This is a genomic window from Maricaulis sp. (assembly GCF_048270265.1).
Classification (GTDB): domain Bacteria; phylum Pseudomonadota; class Alphaproteobacteria; order Caulobacterales; family Maricaulaceae; genus Maricaulis.
On the sequence record NZ_JBLWTD010000040.1, the window covers coordinates 1 to 17,226 of the forward strand.

A 17,226-nucleotide genomic window follows, 5' to 3' on the forward strand; every position below is an offset into this window, starting at 1 on the left:
GCCGTCCTGCCTGATCACCGCGGCACCGCTGCCCGAGGCCCCGGCCTCGCTCAGCCTGGCAACCGTCTCGCAACGGCGTTCGCCCAGCAGTATCGCGGCCCGGCACAAGACACTCAGCTATATCGACAATGCGATGGCGCGGCGCGAGGCGGTGCGTGCCGGTGCCGGCATGGCGCTCCTGCTGGATACCGACGGACATCTGTCCGGCACGGATTGCGCCAATCTGTTCTGGATGCGCGACGGCCGGCTGTTCACTCCGGCGCTGGAGTGTGCAGTCCTGCCCGGCACGGTGCGGGGGGCGATCATGGCGGAGGCCGCGGTCGAGCAGGGCCGGTTCACACCGGATGAGCTGGCGCAGGCGGATTGTGTCTTTGTCACCAATGCGCTGATGGGGGCTGTCGCCGTCACCGGCATCGACGGCAAGCCGGCCGGGCGGGCCCAGCCGGTTCCCGAGGGCGTGTCGGCCCTGCTGGACTAGCCGCGCGAGACGACGATCGACTGACGCGGGCGCAGGTAGAAGACTTCACTGATATCGAACTGGCTGACGCCGAGTTCGCTGAACATGGTGTGGTACTGGTAATTGACCTCGACCATGATCACCGAGCGATTGCGTTGCAGCACGCCGGCGGGCACCGGTGCACTGCCACCCTCACCATAGGGGGCCATGCCGATGGCATCGCTCCACTGCACCTTCACTTCGTCAGACCCGTTCATCAGCACGCTGGTAATGCGCACTTGCAGCGGGTCGGTGTCGAAGGGCGAGATGATGACGCCCCCGGCGGTCATGATATCGGCCATCTCGCCATCGGTGATGACATCGTCCTGGGCGACCAGGTCGGCGAGGGCGCTGGCGGCGCTGGTGATCTTGCGGTCAATCGACAGGGCAAGGCTGATTTCGACCGCGCCGAGATAGAGCAGGATCATGAAAGGGGCGATGAGGGCGAACTCGACCGCGGATGCGCCGTGGCGATCACCGGCAAGCCGTTTCAGGCCGTGTTTGAGGGCGTTAATCATCGAAGGGCTCGTTCCGGAATACGCTGGCGGCCGACAGCAGCCGCTGATTGCCCGACATGTTGGACAGGGCGCCACCGAAATTCGGAGTCAGCAACGACCAGCGATAAAAGACACGCACCAGCACAATGTCGCCGGCCTCGCCCGGATCCCAGCCGAAATTGCCATTGTCCAGATCGCCGTTGGCGTCCACGGGGCTGCTCTGGTCAACGGTGTTGAAGCCCTCGAACACCCGGACATCGAATTCCAGCCGGTCGCAATTGCCGACCACCTCGATGCGGGTGCAGATCTCGTCGCGGAACTGGTTGCGGGTCATGCCGGCCGCCTGGGCCTGGCCGGTGCGGATCTCCCGCGCGGTCTCGAGCACGGCATTTTCCAGCACCGTACTGGTGAAGAAAACACTGGCGATCTCGATCATTGCGAACAGCAGAAAGAAGAAGGGCGCTGCCACCAGGGCAAATTCCACGGCCGTCGCGCCGGAACGGTCACGGCTGGTGCGGCCCAGCAAGCGGCGCACGGATCCGATCACGGAAGGGGCGGTTTTCGAAGGGCGCAGGCGGTTCATGACCGGAACTCCACAGGGTGATCGCTTGGGCAGCCTGCGGTCAGGACGGGTCAGTGATCGCCGACTGGGCGGTCGCAAGGCGCGCGCCCTGCTGCTGGCTGAGCAGGGGCACCCGTTCAAAGTCATCGCCGACGCGGGGCACTTCATCGCAGGTGTCGGCGCAGGACATGGTCGTGCGGTTTGGCCCGCGATACAGCGCCACCTGGCCGGCAACCGGATTGGTGACCACGATATCGCTCGAATAAATCACCCGGCCGATACGATCCAGGGCGATAATATTGGTGCGGCCCTGCAGCCGGCCCGTCAGAACCAGGGTGCGGCCATCATGCACGAGCGCATCGGCGATGGATGGATTTCCAACGATCACGGTGGAGGCGTCACCGGGCAGGCGAACGACCTGGGCGTGCTCGACAGCGAGCGCCATATCCTCGGCGAGCGCCGGTGCGCTGCATACGAGGGCGAAAGTCATGATGGATGCAATACGGCAGATCATGGGGGCGCTCCGTCCACACGGGTGTTCGTGTATGAGCATCATCTCGCGCGCGTCTGAATCTTTTCTAAACGCGGATGCAATTGTTCGATGGACAGAACAGAGCGAATTATTGTCAATTTGTTTACTATAGCGAACGTTCGCTGATATATAGTTTTTGTTAAGCACGAATATTTACTGGCTGGAAATTCTTCTCGTGTTTATTGGTCAGCGTTCAGGAGGGGTCGGGACGGATCGTCTCCTGGTGGTGTGGAACTTCAACGGGAGTAAAAAACATGAAAATGATTTCTCGCTTTTTCAAAGACGAATCTGGTGCAACTGCAATCGAGTACGGCCTCATCGCCGCTCTGATCGCTGTCGTCATTATCGGCGCTGTTACTGCGCTCGGCACCGAACTCTCCGGCAATTTCGACGCGATCACCGCGGCGATCTAAACCGGAACCCAGATTATCGGGTAAAGCAGGGCCGCTCCGAAAGGAGCGGCCTTTGTTTTGCGCGCTGTGCACTATACTGAACAGAACAACCCTGGTGCCAACCTGCCATTAATGCTCTCGCGCTAGTGTGCGCGCTTCGGCAGACCGGGGGTACGCATATGTTTCTTCAAATCGCCAGCTTGGCCCTGATTGCATTGCTGGCCTATGCGGCTTTCAGCGACGCGATCCGATTTACCATTCCCAACTGGCTCAGCCTCGTCATTGTCGTTCTCTTCCCTGTCGCGGCACTGCTGGCCGGATTTGGCTGGGCCGAGGCCGGCAATCATCTGCTCGCCGGTCTTCTGGCCCTGGTTTTCGGCATGGCCCTGTTCGCTCCGGGCTGGGTTGGCGGCGGCGATGCCAAATTGTTTGCGGCCACCGCATTCTGGTTTGGCTGGCCGGGCGTGGCCGTTTTCCTGATTCACACGGTCCTGGTGGGCGGCGTGCTGGTCATCGCGCTGCTCATCCTGCGAAAGGTCTTGCCGCTGGCGGGAATTTCACCCTCACGGCTGGAAGGGACCGCCCTCGCACCGGCTGCTCCGGTGCCTTATGGCATCGCGATTGCGGGCGGGGCGTACTGGAGTTTGCCGGCCACGGTGTTCGCAATTCAGTTTTGAACTTTCAGGAAATTCGCAGGAATGACCGCAATGTAAGCAGAGAATTAACGCGGCTTTGAGGAATTGGACGTCTCATCAGGGTTGAATTCGTGTGCCTGAGAGGTTTGAGGCGTCCAATGAACGCGGTCCGTATCGCCATTCTCGTCGCCGCAGCGATCGCTGCGATTGCCGTGGCATTCTTTGTCAGGCAAGCGATGTCGACCCCTGAAGCGCCGCAAGCGGTCGTGGTTGAGGAGCGCCCCGTGGTGCGAATCCTGGCCGCCCGGCGCGACCTTGATATCGGCGAACGAGTCGGTGCAGCCGATTTTTATTGGCAAACCTGGCCCGATGAAGCGATGAGTCCGGGCTATATCCTCGAAAATCGCGGCAAGGGTATCGAAGATTTTGCCGGTTCGGTCGTGCGCGCGCCGATCGGACAGGGTGAACCGATCACCGGTCGCCGTCTGGTCCAGCCCGGGGATGCCGGCTTCATGGCCGCGGTCCTGTCACCGGGCATGCGCGCTGCCGCCGTTCCGATTTCTCCCGAACGCGGTGCCGGCGGCTTTATCCTGCCCAATGACCGCGTCGATGTGATCGTCTCCTATGAAGAAGACACGCAGGGCCAGCGCGGCATGACGCGCGCCTATGTAGCCCGCACCATCGTCGAGAATGTCCGGGTGCTGGCGATCGACCAGACCTATGGCGAGGGCGAAGAGAATGTCATCGGAGAGACGGCAACGCTTGAACTGACACCCGACCAGGCGCGCGCGATATCGCTCGCCGTCGCGCGCGGCGAGATCACACTCGTCCTGCGCAGCCTGCTCGATAATGATGGTGGACCTGTCCTGATCAATAGCGGCGAAAGCCCGCTGGTGATGGGCGATTCCAGTTCCGACAACACCCGGCACCGCAATGTGACCCTGATCCGCTACGGTCAGTCGCAGAGCCTTGCCCTGGCTGATGACAATTGAGGTCTGAGGTGATGATCCGCTTCCTGTTCCTGTTCGCCGCACTGGCGATGACTGCGCCCGGCCTGGCGCAGGCGCCCGGCAGCGAGCGTGGCAACACCATGCAGGTCTATATCCGCGAACCCGGCAATGGCCCGGTTTCCGAGAGCCTGCTCCTGCCGTTGAGCAAGGCGGCGGTGATCAATCTTCCCGTCGACGCTGTCGATATCCTGGTCACCAATCCCGAGGTCGTGCAGGCGGTGATCCGTACGCCGCGCCGGGCCTATCTGCTCGGCATGGCGGTGGGCCAGACGAATGCCTTCTTCTTTGATGCCGACGGCCAGTTGATTCTCGATCTGGATCTGCGCGTCGAGCGCGACCTCGGCCCGCTGCAGGAATCACTCAACCGCTTCCTGCCCAATGCCCGCGTCACCGCCGAAGCGATGAATGATCATATCGTCCTGTCCGGCTCGGTGCCGAACGCAGTCGATGCCGACACGGCCCTGAGCATTGCCCAGCGCTGGGTGGAAACTCCGGAACAGATTCTCTCGATGGTCTCCATCGAGGGCCGCGACCAGGTGATGCTGAAAGTGCGCATTGTCGAGATGCAGCGCTCCATCGTGCGCCAGCTGGGCGTCAATCTGAACGGCACCACGAATTTCGGCGAATTCTCGCCGCCGGTCAGTATCCAGCGCTATCAGAATATCAATGGCCTCGACGTTCCGGTTGTCGATTCCAATGGCAATAATGTCTTCGATACGATCACCGACGGCGCCTATTCCAGCTCGACTTCGGTCGGTACCGATAATGGTTATGGCGTGGCCGGTGGTGCGCTGGGCGGTCTGATCCTGGGCGGCACCCTCAACAATCTGGTCGACGGCGTGTTGCAGAGCTCGATCGGGGCGACCCTGAACGCGCTCGAGCGCGTCGGACTGGTGCGCACCCTGGCCGAGCCCAATCTGACGGCGATCACCGGCGAATCGGCGAACTTCCTTGCAGGGGGCGAATTCCCCGTGCCGACCGGCCGTGACCGGGACGGCAATGTCATCATTGAATACAAGCCTTTCGGTGTCGGACTCGGCTTTACGCCGGTTGTGCTGTCGGAAGGCCGTATCAGCATGCGCATCTCGACCGAGGTGTCCGAGCTTTCCTCCGACGGGTCTCTGGTATTGAGCCAGACCGTCACCACCGATGCCGCCGGCAACCAGGTGGTGATCGACGGCATGACGATCCCGGGCCTGACGGTCAATCGTACCGAAACCACGGTGGAGCTGCCCTCGGGCGGCAGCCTGGTCCTGGCGGGGCTGATCCGTGAAGAGACGCGGCAGAATCTCGATCAGGTCCCGGGTATCGGCAATGTGCCGATCCTCGGTTCGCTGTTCCGTTCGCGTGACTTCCTCAACCAGGAAACCGAGCTGGTCATCCTGGTGACGCCTTACCTGGTCGATCCGACCAACCCGGCCGCGCTGGCGACGCCGGCGGACGGGTATCAGAACGCCAATGAGCTGGATGCCATGCTCTTTGGCCGCATCAACCGGATCTATTCCGTTCCCGGCGCCGATACCGGCGAGCGGCGCTGGAATGGTCCCGTTGGCTTCCTGTTCGATTAGTGGAGTATCCGATCGTGTCGAAACTCAGCGCTAAATGCCTTCTGGCCGCCCTTCTGGGCTCGATGACGCTGGCTGCCTGCTCGACGACGCCGGTCGGGCTTGATCTGCCGCAGGCAACCGCGGTGGCCGAGACCTTCCGCGCCGACATGCCTGTCGATCCGCGCGATAATGGCCTGACCTGGGCCCAGCAGGACATGCTCATGGCCATCGCGACCGAGTACAAGGTGCGCGGCCACGGCCCGCTGGTGATCAGCTACCCCCAGGGCGGCGACAATGAAGATGCCGCGATCGGTGCGATCGCCGCGGCCCGGACCTATCTCTACGAGCAGGGCCTCGACTGGCGCCAGATCACCGGGGGTGCCTATGACGCGCGCTCGCAGGGCAATGCGGCCGTGATCTTCAGCTTCACGCGTTACCGCGCCGTGGCGCCGGACTGTCCGCAGGGCTGGGAAGACCAGCGCTTCGATTTCGACAATCATCATTCGGCCCGTTTCGGATGTTCGCTGGCGACCAATCTGGCCGCGATGATCAGTGATCCGCGCGATCTGATTGCGCCGCGGAACATGGGTCCATCCGATGCCGGGCGCCGCCAGACCGTCCTCGATCACTATCGGGCGGGAGAATCGACCACCAGCGAGCGCAGCGACCATGAAAGTGGCGCTGTCAGCACGGTCGGCAATTAGTTGAGGGGCGGAAGGAGCGATCATGGCTGACGCAAAACATGCCCTGAACAGGGATCCAATGCTGGACGGGGACGATCCCTTTCTCGATGCCTCGGATATCGAACGGCTGATGCTGGGCGAAGCTGCGCCTGCGGCTCCGCTTGCGCCGGCCCCGCGCGAGGCCTCACCGGAAGCCGAACGCGGCAGCCGGCGCTTTGGCGCAGGCTCGCAGCCGCTCCAGGACGAGTTCACCGACAGCTATCATGCGCACGAGCCGGCTGCGGTGCCGCAGACCCAGCATGCCCTCGAGGCTGAATTCGCTGACCTGCAGGACGAGTTCATGGCATCCCAGGCCGCGATTCCGGCCGGTGAAGCCCTGATCGGCGAGATCGACCGGGACGTGGCTGACCAGCCGGTGCCGCGGATCACGATCGCTGCCTTCTGTGAACGTCCCGAAACCGGAGCACTTGTCCATAATGCGGCCGGTGACCGCCGCTTGGCCAAGGCGCATATCGGCGTCGAGCTCGGCGGTCTGCCCGCCGCGATCGAACGCTATCATGACGCCACCACCCCCAATCTGCTGATTGTGGAATCGGGCATGCGCGGCCAGGGCCTGTTCGAACAGCTCGAAGAGCTGGCGAGCGTCTGTGATCCGGAAACAAAGGTCATCATCATCGGCGCCGCCAATGATATTGCCCTCTATCGCGAGCTGATGAAGCGCGGGGTGAGCGAGTATCTCGTGCCACCGATGACACCGCTGCATCTGATCCGCTCGATCTCCGATCTGTTCCTCGATCCCGACCAGCCCTTTGCCGGCAAGACCATTGCCTTCATCGGCGCCAAGGGCGGCGTCGGCTCCTCGACGGTGGCCCATAACTGCGCCTGGTCGCTGTCGGAAGGGCTGCAGACCGACGCGGTTCTGGTCGATCTCGACCTTTCCTTCGGTACCGCCGGTCTCGATTTCAACCAGGACCCGGCCCAGACCCTCGGCGACGCGCTCAATGAGCCGGACCGGCTTGATGACGCGCTGCTCGACCGCCTGCTGGTGCGCTGTACCGAGCGTCTGAGCCTGTTCTCGGCTCCGGCGACGCTTGACCGGGATTGGGAATTCACCCCGAGTGAATATGAAATGGTGCTGGAGAAAGTCCGCCGCCAGGCGCCTTTCGTGGCGCTCGACCTGCCGCATTTGTGGATGCCCTGGGTGCGTGAAACCCTGCTGTCCGCCGATCAGGTCGTCGTGACCGTGACGCCGGACCTGGCTTCGCTGCGCAATGCCAAGAACCTGTTCGACCTGATCGCCGGCGCGCGTCCCAATGACGAATTGCCGAAAGTCGTGGTCAATATGGCCGGCATGCCGAAACGCCCCGAAATTCCCGTCAAGGATTTCGCCGACGCTCTCGGGACCCAGCCTGCACTGGTGCTGCCCTTCGAGCCGCAATTGTTCGGCAAGGCCGCCAATAACGGCCAGATGATCCATGAGCTCGACCCGAAATCAAAGGCCGCAGACGGTTTTGCGCATCTGGCCGGCCTTGTGACCGGTCGCGCGGCCGCGCCGATGCGCAAGCGATCCATCGTCTCGAAACTGTTCGGAGGCTAGCGCGTCATGTTCGGCAAACGGGCCGGCGGCCCCAAACCTGCGCAGACACCAGCGGCACCGGCCCCGAAACGGGCCGAACACCGCGCTGCGCCGGTCGCCAGCTCTGCCACGCGCAAGGAGGCCGCTCCGGCCCCGAAAGCGGCCGCCAAGCCCGCAGCCCGCGCGGCCCGGGCACCGGTCGAAATCGCCGGCGGACGCTCCGAAGAATATTACGCCATCAAGACAACGATCTTCAACGCCCTGATCGACACCATCGATCTGGGGCAGTTGTCGCGTCTCGACCAGGAGACGGCCGCGGAGGAAATCCGCGACATCGTCACCGAAATCATCTCGATCAAGAATGTTGCGATGTCGATCGCCGAGCAGGAACAACTGCTCCAGGACATCTGCAATGACGTGCTCGGCTATGGCCCGCTCGAGCCGCTCCTGGCGCGTGATGACATCTCGGACATCATGGTCAATGGCGCCGATGCCGTCTTCATCGAAGTCAACGGCAAGGTCGAGAAGACCAATATCCGCTTCCGCGACAATGCCCAGCTGATGAATATCTGTCAGCGCATCGTCAGCCAGGTCGGCCGCCGCGTCGATGAAAGCTCGCCGATCTGTGATGCGCGTCTCGCCGATGGTTCCCGCGTCAACGTCATTGCGCCGCCGCTGGCGCTCGATGGCCCGACGCTCACCATCCGGAAGTTCAAAAAAGACAAGCTGACCATGCCCGATCTGGTCAATTACGGCTCGATCACGCCGGAAGGCGCCAAGGTTCTCGCTGTCATCGGTGCCAGCCGCTGTAACGTGCTGATCTCCGGCGGTACCGGTTCCGGCAAAACGACCCTGCTCAATTGTATGACCGGTTTCATCGAGCTCGATGAGCGCGTCGTGACCTGCGAAGACGCCGCCGAGCTGCAGCTTCAGCAGCCCCACGTCGTGCGCCTGGAGACCCGTCCGCCCAATCTGGAAGGCAGCGGCGAGGTTACCATGCGTGACCTGGTCAAGAACTGTCTGCGCATGCGCCCTGAACGCATCATCGTCGGCGAGGTCCGCGGCCCTGAGAGCTTCGATCTGCTGCAGGCGATGAATACCGGCCATGACGGCTCGATGGGCACGCTGCACGCCAACTCGCCGCGCGAGGCCATGGCACGGATTGAATCCATGATCACCATGGGCGGCTACAACCTGCCGACCCGCACCATCCGCGAAATGATCGTCGGCTCGATCGATGTCATCGTCCAGGCCGCGCGCCTGCGCGACGGCTCGCGCAAGATCACCCACATTACCGAAGTGGTCGGCATGGAAGGCGATGTCATCGTCACCCAGGACCTCTTCCTCTACGAGATCCAGGGCGAGGATGATGATGGCCGCATTTCCGGCCGCCATGTCTCGACCGGTATCGCGCGTCCGAAATTCTGGGACCGGGCCCGCTATTTCGGTCTCGACCGTGAACTGGCCGAAGCCCTCGACGCGTCGGAGGCCTGACCATGAGCCCCGACATTGCCTTCATCCTCGCCGCAGCGGCGGCTTTCTTCGCAGTCGGCGGCGTCGGCTGGGTGACGCTGGGCGCGATGGGCGATGCCCAGTCGAAGAAGCGTCTCGACCGTGCTGTCGGTGGCCGCACGACGCGCGGCAAGCGCCAGAACGCAACCCTCGACAGCGCCGCACAGCGCAAGCGCCAGGTCCAGGATTCGCTCAAGGACATGGAGCAGCGCCAGAAGGATATCCGCAAGAAGGCGATTACGCTGAAGGCACGCATCCAGCAGGCCGGGATGAATTTCACCCCGACCGTCTTCTGGATCGCCTCGGCCTGTATGGGTGTTCTCGGCCTGCTGATTGCGCTGGTGACCGGTCAGAGCCTGCTTGTCTCGGCCGGGATCGCCATGGTGTCCGGGCTGGGACTGCCGCGCTGGACCCTGGGTCTGCTGCGTGGACGCCGGCAGGGAAAGTTTACCGGCGAGTTCGCCAATTCGATCGACATCATCGTGCGCGGCGTCAAATCCGGCCTGCCGCTGAACGAGTGCCTCAACATCATCGCCCGTGAATCGCCCGAGCCGATCTGTTCGGAGTTCCAGTTGCTGACCGAGGGCCTGCGGGTCGGTCAGTCGCTGGAGGACGCGCTGGAGAAGATGTGCGAGCGCATGCCGCTGCCCGAGCTGAACTTCTTCCGCACCGTCCTGATCATCCAGCAGAAGACCGGCGGCAATCTCGCCGAGACCCTGGGCAATCTGTCCGGTGTGCTGCGTGCCCGCCGGATGATGCGTGAGAAGATCGACGCCCTGTCCGGCGAAGCCAAGGCCTCGGCCTTCATCATCGGCTCACTGCCACCGGGTGTGCTGGGGATCGTCTACGCGACGACGCCTGACTATATGAGCCAGATGTTCGTGCACCCGACCGGGCAGCTGATGCTGCTGGGCGGCGCCACCTGGATGGCGATCGGGATTTTTGTCATGCGCGGCATGATCAATTTCAAGATGTGAGGCGATGGACATGTTCGGCATCAGCTTCAACGACATCCGCGATTTTCTGACCGACCCCGAAATGCTCGTCATGGCGGTCTCCGCGATTCTCGTCTTTGCCACCATCGTCACCCTGGCCGGGCCGATGATGGGCGGCGACAATCTCGACAAGCGCGTCAAGTCGGTACGCAATCGCCGCGAGGAGTTGCGCCGGCGCAATCGCGAGCAGCTTGAAGTCAATGCCCGCGGCAAGGGCGGCAGTTCGATCCGCAGCGTTGAGGCCAAGGGCATCATGCGCAAGGTCGTCGACTCGCTCAATCTGCAGAAGGCTTTCGAGGATCCGGCGCTGCAGATGAAGCTGCAGCAGGCGGGTTTTCGCGGCAACCGGCCGGCCGTCACCTTCTACTTCTTCCGCCTGACCATGCCCTTCATCCTCCTGGCCGGGGCGCTCTTTTACGTCTTCATGATCAATGATTTCGGCCTGCCGACGATCACCCGCGTCTGTTTCTCGCTCGGCTTCGGCCTGCTGGGCTATTACGCGCCCAACGTCTATCTCTCCAATGCTGCCGCCAACCGGCAGCAATCGATCATGGGATCCTTCCCCGACGGGCTCGACCTGTTGCTGATCTGCGTCGAGGCCGGCATGTCGATCGAGGCGGCCTTCCACAAGGTCGCATCGGAAATCGGCAGCCAGTCGCTTGAGCTGGCCGAGGAATTGTCGCTGACGACGGCGGAGCTGGCCTATCTGCCCGATCGCCGCATCGCCTATGAGAACCTCGCCAAACGCACCAACCATCCCGGTGTGAAGGCTGTGTGTACCTCGCTCATCCAGGCCGAGCGTTACGGAACGCCGCTGGGGCAGGCCTTGCGCGTGATGGCGAAGGAAAATCGCGATATGCGTCTGGCCAATGCCGAGAAGAAGGCGGCTGCGCTTCCTGCCAAATTGACAGTGCCGATGATTGTCTTCTTCCTGCCCGTGTTGTTCGTGGTTATCCTCGGACCAGCCATCATTCGCTTCAATAGCATGTGACGGAAACGGTTTGGCGCGCTATTTGAATAGCGAGGCCCATGTTGGACAGGTGGACACAGCCCATGTTTTCGGGGCGCAAATCGGCGGACAAGCTCCGTGAACAGATCGAGGCAGCGGATCAGGCTGTGGCTGCGGCCATGGCGGCGATTGCTGACGATGATGTTGCGCGTGCCCGCAAGGAGTTGTCCGCGGCACCGAAAACCCATTTCGCCGATATGGGATGGAAGGTGGGTCTCGCCATGGCGATGATCGAGCTCAAATCGGGACGTCACAGACAGGGAATCCAGAAGCTGATCAATGTCTGCGCCCGGCTCGATGACACGTCGATGGGACGCGATGACAAGAATTATCTGCGCCTCTATGCGCTCTACCGCGCCAGTGAGGCGTCGAAGGGCGGCAAGGCTCCGGCGGAGATGCGCGTGCTGGTCGAGGATTTCCGCTTCGATCACACCATGGTGACGCCGATATTGCGCAAGGACTTTCCGCTCAGGAAGATGGATGACGCCGAGATCGCGCCGCCACCGCCACCGCCACCGGTTCCGGTCGCGGAAGACTGATCCCGCCTGTCATGTCTGATCCTGTTGTCTGGCGTCAGTCGCCGCGCAGGGAATCATAGCTGCGGCGCGATGTGAGCATGGCGCGGACATAGGCCATATTGGCCTGTGCCATGGCCGGCGTGACATCATAGCGTGCCACTTCCTCAGCCTCATCGAACCGGCCCTGCAGCGCGATCACCAGCGCCAGGTTCTGGCGTATTGCGGCTTCGGCTCCAGGCCGGATCATGGCTTCGCGCAACATCCGCTCGGCCGTCTCGGCTTCCCCGGACAGGGCGTAGGAAAGCGCCAGATTGGACATCACCGCCGGCTCACTGGGAGACAGGGTCAGGGCCTGACGAAAATACTGCCGCGCCCGCTCCGATTGTCCGCCCTGCTCATAGGCGACGCCAAGCGTGTTGAGAATCCGCCAATTGGTCGGGTCGGCCTGGGCGGCGCGCTGCAGGGGTTCGGTTGCGCGCGTTCCGCGGCCCGTCGAGGTGAGGGCTGTGCCATAGGCGAGCAGCAATTCCGGGCTGTTCGGGTGCAGGGCCAGCGATTGTTGCGCGATCTCGATCGCGCGCTGCGTATTGCCGAGCTGGCGCAGGGCGTTGGCCAGTTCGTAGGCGGCTTCGAGATCGGACGGGTTGAGCTCGTGCGCTTCGGCCCAGAAGGTCGCCTGGGTCAGCATGTCCTGGCTGCGGATCGCGGTGCGTTCCTGGCTGGTCGATGGCACGATGCTGCGCGAATCCAGTTCGACGGCGAGCGCCTGTTCATCGGCGGTGCGCGCAGTCGTGGCGCAGCCGGTCAGGGCGAGGGCGGCGAGGGGAAGAAGCAGGCTTGAAATGCGCATGATCGGACCATTCACTGTGAGGCTGACTTGAATCTGCGCCTGCCCGGTCAAGAATGCGTTAATACAAACGGGCTGCGCCGGTCTGGTCGCGCCATGATCCCACAGGGAAGGTCTATCGCATGAACGCCTTGTTCTCGTCGTCCACCACCGCACGGACCGTTCGCCTGGTCACCCAGTCCCGGTGTGACGAGGTAATCGCCCAATTGCCTGCCGCCGAACGCCCGCTTGCGGCCGGATTCGCGGCCAAGCCGGGCCAGATCGTGCTGCTGCCGTCGGACAGTATCTGCGGCGCCCTGTTCGGGGTCGGCACGGGCGAAGATGCATTTGCCCTCGGTGCTGCCGCGCTCGGCCTGCCGGCCGGGGACTGGCAGATCGAGGACATGCCCGAGGGACTCGATCCGGGCCTGGTCTCGCTCGCCTGGGTGCTGGGCAGCTATCGCTTCAGCCTGTTCAAGCCTGCCGACCGCGAGCCGGCCCGTCTGGTGCCGCCGGCCGGCACCGACACTACCGAAATCAACTCGATCGCCTCGGCGGTGATGCTGGCGCGGGACCTGATCAACTCCCCGGCGGATATCATGGGGCCGGAAGGGCTGGAGGCGGCCTTCCGCAAGCTGGCCAAGGTCCATGGCGCCAAGGTGAATGTCACCAAGGGCGACGCGCTCCTGAAGCAGAACTATCCGATGATCCACGCCGTGGGCCGCGCCGCCGGTGAAGCGCCGCGCCTGCTGGAACTGGAATGGGGCGATCCGGCGCATCCGCGCCTGGCCCTGGTTGGCAAGGGCGTGTGTTTCGACAGCGGCGGTCTCGATCTCAAGCCTGCGGCCGGCATGCGCTTCATGAAGAAGGATATGGGGGGCGGCGCCAATGCGATGGCGCTGGCGCAACTGGTTATGGCGGCGAAACTGCCGGTGCGGCTGCATCTGCTGGTTCCCGCCGTCGAGAATGCGGTTGGTGCCGGTGCCTTCCGCCCCGGCGATATCCTGGTTTCGCGCCAGGGGATCAGTGTCGAGATCGACAATACCGATGCCGAGGGCCGGCTGGTGCTCGCCGATGCCCTGGCGCGTGCCGTCGAGGACAAGCCCGCACTCCTGCTCGATTTCGCGACCCTCACCGGCGCCGCACGCGTCGCCCTGGGGCCGGAAGTCATGCCGTTCTATACCGGCGATGATGCGATGGCGGCCGAGATCTTCGCTGCCGGCAATGCCGTGGGCGACCCGGTCTGGCGCATGCCGCTCTGGGATGGCTATGAACGCGAGATCGAGGGCGAGATCTCCGACATCGTCAACAGTGCTTCCATGCCGCTGGCCGGATCGATCACGGCCGCGCTGTTCCTGCGCCGCTTCGTCGGCACCACGCCGTGGGTGCATTTCGATATCTTCGGCTGGAATCTGAAGGATCGGCCGGGCCGACCGAAGGGCGGCGAGATGCAGGGCGCACGTGCTGTTTACCAAATGCTCAAACAGCGCTTCCTAGACTGACAGCCGGACGGAATTTCGGTGTCGGGGTTGCAGCATGGCGTCACAGGCGATGTCTTCGCTTGAAATGATGAGACGGGTGTCTGCCGACGCCGTGCGTGGCGCTGCCGCGGATCTGACCGCGCGGCAATTCGCTCTGCTGCTCGCCGTCTTCATGCGCCCCGGACCGCATGCCGTGCGTGAGCTGGCGCGCGCGCTCGACCTGCCCAAGCCGGCGGTGACGCGCGGGCTGGATGTGCTGGAGCGCCTCGGTTTCATCCGGCGCAAGCGCGACCAGGCCGACCGGCGCGACGTCTCGATTCATCGCACTGTCAAAGGCGCCGTCTTTCTGTACGATTACGGCGAAACCGTCGCTCACCGCGCCGAGGAGACCTCTACGTGTCCACCCTGGATCCCCGCCTTACACCGGCCCGCCCCGATCTCGCCGCAGCCCATCTGAAGGGGCAGGTCGAGGCCGCGCGCTTTGTCGAACCGGTTGATCGCCAGGCGATTGCCGCCTCGGTTCCCATCCGCCGTACTCCGGACCCGCAGGGTGCCGTGGACGACCAGCTGCTGGCCGGTGACGTCTTTGCCCTGCTCGAGGAGAAGGATGGCTGGGGCTGGGGCTATTCGCGCGCTGACGGCTTTGTCGGCTGGGTCGAGCTGATCGCCTTGAGCGAGGAGGTCGAAGCGGTCGATCACCGTGTCACGGCGCTGCGCACCTATGCCTTTTCGGAACCCGATCTCAAATCCGAACCCAATCTCCTGCTGAGTCTGAATTGCAGCTTCCGCGCCGGACGCCGCGAGAGCCGTTATGTCGAGGCCGTCGGGCTCGGGTGGGTCTATACCGGCCATTGCGGCCCGCTTGACGAACGGGCGAGTGATTTCGTGGCGGTGGCCGAGTCCTTTCTCGGTGCGCCCTATCTCTGGGGCGGCAAGGAAAGTCTCGGGCTTGATTGCTCCGGCCTGGTGCAGATGGCCCTGCTGGCAAGCGGCCTTGCGGTGCCGCGCGACAGTGACCAGCAGGAAGCCCGTCTCGGCGAGATCTGGACGGACGTCACAGTCCGTCCCGAGCGGCGGCGGGGCGATGTCGTGTTCTGGCCCGGGCATGTCGGGATCATGACCGATAGCGAGCATCTGGTGCACGCGAATGGTCACTGGATGGATGTGACGCTGGAGCCCTTCGAGCGCGCCGAGGCGCGCATCCGTGAGGGGCATGCGCCGGTGCGCCACATATTCCGGCCCGCTTGAGGCCGAGGCGCTGCAGTCAAAGAAAAAGGCCTCCGGAAACGATGTTCCGGAGGCCTTTTGTCTGAATGGAGACGGCTGGGGCTAGTGGCCCTGCTCTTCCGCAGGCTGCTCTTCGGGAGCGGCCATGTCGTCCACCGGCATTTCAGCAGGCGCGACAGCGTCGGCAGCATCCGTGACGGCATCATCCATCGCGGTTTCGATCGTCTCGGCGTCCATCGCCTCGTCAGCGGCAGGCAGTGGATCCGGCAGCGCCATCGGCGAGTCGGACAGGCTGCGCAGATAGGCGATGAGATCCATGCGCTGACCTTCATCGCGAAGGCCGGCAAAGGTCATGTTGGTGCCCGGTGCGTAGGCGGCCGGACGTTCCAGGAAGGCGTCGAGCTCTTCATAGCCCCAGGTGCCACCCAATTCGTTCAGGGCGCCGGAATAGGCAAAGCCCGATGCGCTTGCGACCATGCGGCCGACAACGCCCCATAGATGCGGGCCGGTACCATCGGCGCCACCATTTTCGAACGTATGGCAGGACTGGCAGCGGCGGGCGATGCGCTCACCGGCGCCGGCATCGGCGGCAGCCAGCAACAGGCCGTAATCGGTCGGGCCTTCGACGACGGCTTCCGCGGATGAGGCCGCACCGCCTTCGAGCGCGGCCCAGTCCACCGGATAGATGGTGTTCTCGGCAGTCAGCTCTTCCGGCGCATGCGATTTCACGAGCATGTGGCCGAGTTCAGTGATGACAAGAATGATCAGAATGCCGCCGATAACGACGCCAGCAATCTTGTTGAAGAAGAGATCGCCCATCGACGCCCCCGTTACGATTTAGCCGAAAGTTGGAGCCGTGTTTGGCATGCGCGGCGCCTACAGGCAACAGGCTAGCGCGTTCTTGTGCATGCGGTATGGCGACGCAAGGGGCCGCTGCCGCGATGCTGTCGCCGATATCGGGGCGTCCCTTGCGTCCGGCACCATTGCTGCCCACCTCTTCAATCGGTGGATACCGGCTTTTCCGGGCAGCGGTCCGGCGCGCTGTATTTGCCACGGTAGCGCCACATTTGATGCCTTGAAAGCGCCTGATTGCGGGACGAAATCACCAGCCTCACTGGCACGCATATCGCGTGCATTACGAACATGTAACCTGAGGTTAATTTATCATGATGCGTTCCATTATCGCTGCTTCTCTCACGGCTCTCGCGCTCGGTTCGGTCGCGCAGGCCCAGGACGCAAGCTACACCCTCGGCGCCGGCTATGAGCGCTTCAGCGGTGACGGCGTTGATCTCGATTCGGTGGTCTTCCGTGGCCGCTATGACTTCAACCAGTATTTCGGTCTCGAAGGCCAGGCCAATATCGGTATCGGCGATGACAGCGTGACCGTGCTCGGCACCCCCGTCGACGTCAGCCTCGACTATGCCGTTGGCGCTTTCGGCGTCCTGCGTGCCTTCAGCAATGAAAACGGCAATGTTTTCGTGCGCGTCGGCTACACCGACTCCCAGGTCGATGCGAGCGTCCCTGGCTTCTCCGCCAGCGCTGACTCCGACGCCTGGGCTTACGGCGTTGGTGGCGAGTACCTGTTCGACGGTCGCAATGGCGTCCGCTTCGACTACACCAAGTTCGACTATGATGGCGGCGATGCCGACGTGTTTGGCGTCAGCTATGTCCGTCGTTTCGGCGGCTAATCACGCCGACGGGACTGCAAGACAGGGCCGTGCGCCCAAG

General features: G+C 63.3%; 20 protein-coding genes. 15 read left to right on the forward strand and 5 right to left on the reverse strand.

All coding sequences use genetic code 11. The features are described 5' to 3' along the window. A partial coding sequence (locus ACN0YF_RS14320; protein WP_417494908.1) for an aminotransferase class IV occupies positions 1-478 on the forward strand: 478 nt, incomplete at its 5' end. Here ACN0YF_RS14320 and ACN0YF_RS14325 read toward each other — a convergent pair. Genes ACN0YF_RS14325 through ACN0YF_RS14335 form a run of 3 tightly spaced genes read right to left on the reverse strand, consistent with a single transcriptional unit; the run spans position 475 to position 2,045 of the window. Continuing rightward, positions 475-1,014, reverse strand: coding sequence for a TadE/TadG family type IV pilus assembly protein (locus ACN0YF_RS14325; RefSeq protein ID WP_417494909.1), 540 nt, complete (start codon positions 1,012-1,014; stop codon positions 475-477). The two genes, ACN0YF_RS14320 and ACN0YF_RS14325, sit on opposite strands and share 4 nt — an antisense overlap. Next, positions 1,007-1,576, reverse strand: a complete 570-nt coding sequence (locus tag ACN0YF_RS14330; RefSeq protein ID WP_417482349.1) for a TadE/TadG family type IV pilus assembly protein — start codon at positions 1,574-1,576, stop codon at positions 1,007-1,009. The genes ACN0YF_RS14325 and ACN0YF_RS14330 overlap by 8 nt, the downstream gene beginning before the upstream one ends. 40 nt (positions 1,577-1,616) lie before the next feature. Further along, complete coding sequence (locus ACN0YF_RS14335; protein WP_417494910.1) at positions 1,617-2,045, reverse strand: pilus assembly protein N-terminal domain-containing protein; 429 nt, start codon at positions 2,043-2,045, stop codon at positions 1,617-1,619. A gap of 296 nt (positions 2,046-2,341) precedes the next feature. Between ACN0YF_RS14335 and ACN0YF_RS14340 the strand changes: the two genes are divergently transcribed. From ACN0YF_RS14340 to ACN0YF_RS14385, 10 genes are all read left to right on the forward strand, one after another. Beyond that, positions 2,342-2,500 carry a Flp family type IVb pilin gene (locus ACN0YF_RS14340; RefSeq protein ID WP_075188689.1) on the forward strand — a complete coding sequence of 53 codons (159 nt, stop codon included), beginning with the start codon at positions 2,342-2,344 and terminating at the stop codon, positions 2,498-2,500. 158 nt (positions 2,501-2,658) lie between these two features. Then, positions 2,659-3,156 carry an A24 family peptidase gene (locus ACN0YF_RS14345; RefSeq protein WP_417482347.1) on the forward strand — a complete coding sequence of 166 codons (498 nt, stop codon included), beginning with the start codon at positions 2,659-2,661 and terminating at the stop codon, positions 3,154-3,156. 116 nt (positions 3,157-3,272) lie between these two features. Further along, positions 3,273-4,106, forward strand: coding sequence for a Flp pilus assembly protein CpaB (cpaB, locus tag ACN0YF_RS14350; protein ID WP_417482346.1), 834 nt, complete (start codon positions 3,273-3,275; stop codon positions 4,104-4,106). 11 nt (positions 4,107-4,117) lie between these two features. After that, the gene (locus ACN0YF_RS14355; protein ID WP_417494911.1) at positions 4,118-5,692 is read left to right on the forward strand and encodes a type II and III secretion system protein family protein; all 1,575 of its coding nucleotides are present in this window, start codon (positions 4,118-4,120) and stop codon (positions 5,690-5,692) included. A gap of 14 nt (positions 5,693-5,706) precedes the next feature. Further along, a complete protein-coding gene (locus ACN0YF_RS14360) occupies positions 5,707-6,375 on the forward strand; it encodes a CpaD family pilus assembly protein (protein WP_417482344.1) in 669 nt (222 codons plus the stop codon). Positions 6,376-6,397: 22 nt separating this feature from the next. Beyond that, the gene (locus ACN0YF_RS14365) at positions 6,398-7,951 is read left to right on the forward strand and encodes an AAA family ATPase (protein WP_417494912.1); all 1,554 of its coding nucleotides are present in this window, start codon (positions 6,398-6,400) and stop codon (positions 7,949-7,951) included. Between the two features lie 6 nt (positions 7,952-7,957). Beyond that, positions 7,958-9,424, forward strand: coding sequence for a CpaF family protein (locus ACN0YF_RS14370; RefSeq protein ID WP_417494913.1), 1,467 nt, complete (start codon positions 7,958-7,960; stop codon positions 9,422-9,424). A gap of 2 nt (positions 9,425-9,426) precedes the next feature. Next, positions 9,427-10,419, forward strand: a complete 993-nt coding sequence (locus ACN0YF_RS14375; RefSeq protein WP_417482341.1) for a type II secretion system F family protein — start codon at positions 9,427-9,429, stop codon at positions 10,417-10,419. 10 nt (positions 10,420-10,429) lie between these two features. Further along, positions 10,430-11,428, forward strand: coding sequence for a type II secretion system F family protein (locus ACN0YF_RS14380; protein ID WP_417482340.1), 999 nt, complete (start codon positions 10,430-10,432; stop codon positions 11,426-11,428). Between the two features lie 62 nt (positions 11,429-11,490). Then, entirely contained in the window at positions 11,491-11,985 is a 495-nt protein-coding gene (locus ACN0YF_RS14385; protein ID WP_417482339.1) for a hypothetical protein, read from the forward strand. Between the two features lie 34 nt (positions 11,986-12,019). Here ACN0YF_RS14385 and ACN0YF_RS14390 read toward each other — a convergent pair whose 3' ends face one another. After that, a complete protein-coding gene (locus ACN0YF_RS14390) occupies positions 12,020-12,829 on the reverse strand; it encodes a tetratricopeptide repeat protein (protein WP_417494914.1) in 810 nt (269 codons plus the stop codon). 104 nt (positions 12,830-12,933) lie between these two features. Here ACN0YF_RS14390 and ACN0YF_RS14395 point away from each other — a divergent pair, with 104 nt between their 5' ends. Genes ACN0YF_RS14395 through ACN0YF_RS14405 form a run of 3 tightly spaced genes read left to right on the forward strand, consistent with a single transcriptional unit; the run spans position 12,934 to position 15,519 of the window. Further along, positions 12,934-14,292, forward strand: a complete 1,359-nt coding sequence (locus ACN0YF_RS14395) for a leucyl aminopeptidase family protein (protein WP_417494915.1) — start codon at positions 12,934-12,936, stop codon at positions 14,290-14,292. A gap of 49 nt (positions 14,293-14,341) precedes the next feature. Continuing rightward, the gene (locus tag ACN0YF_RS14400) at positions 14,342-14,728 is read left to right on the forward strand and encodes a MarR family transcriptional regulator (RefSeq protein ID WP_417482336.1); all 387 of its coding nucleotides are present in this window, start codon (positions 14,342-14,344) and stop codon (positions 14,726-14,728) included. Further along, on the forward strand, positions 14,668-15,519 hold the full coding sequence (locus tag ACN0YF_RS14405; RefSeq protein WP_417494916.1) for an NlpC/P60 family protein: 852 nt from the start codon (positions 14,668-14,670) through the stop codon (positions 15,517-15,519). Before ACN0YF_RS14400 ends, ACN0YF_RS14405 begins: the two co-directional genes overlap by 61 nt. An 81-nt stretch (positions 15,520-15,600) precedes the next feature. Here the strand turns inward: ACN0YF_RS14405 and ACN0YF_RS14410 are convergent, their stop codons facing one another. Further along, the gene (locus ACN0YF_RS14410) at positions 15,601-16,317 is read right to left on the reverse strand and encodes a c-type cytochrome (protein WP_417494917.1); all 717 of its coding nucleotides are present in this window, start codon (positions 16,315-16,317) and stop codon (positions 15,601-15,603) included. A 347-nt stretch (positions 16,318-16,664) separates the two neighbouring features. On the opposite strand from ACN0YF_RS14410, the gene ACN0YF_RS14415 reads away from it, so the two are divergent. Then, positions 16,665-17,186: a porin family protein gene (locus ACN0YF_RS14415; RefSeq protein WP_417482333.1), complete on the forward strand. Its 522-nt coding sequence runs from the start codon at positions 16,665-16,667 to the stop codon at positions 17,184-17,186. Positions 17,187-17,226 lie beyond the last annotated feature (40 nt).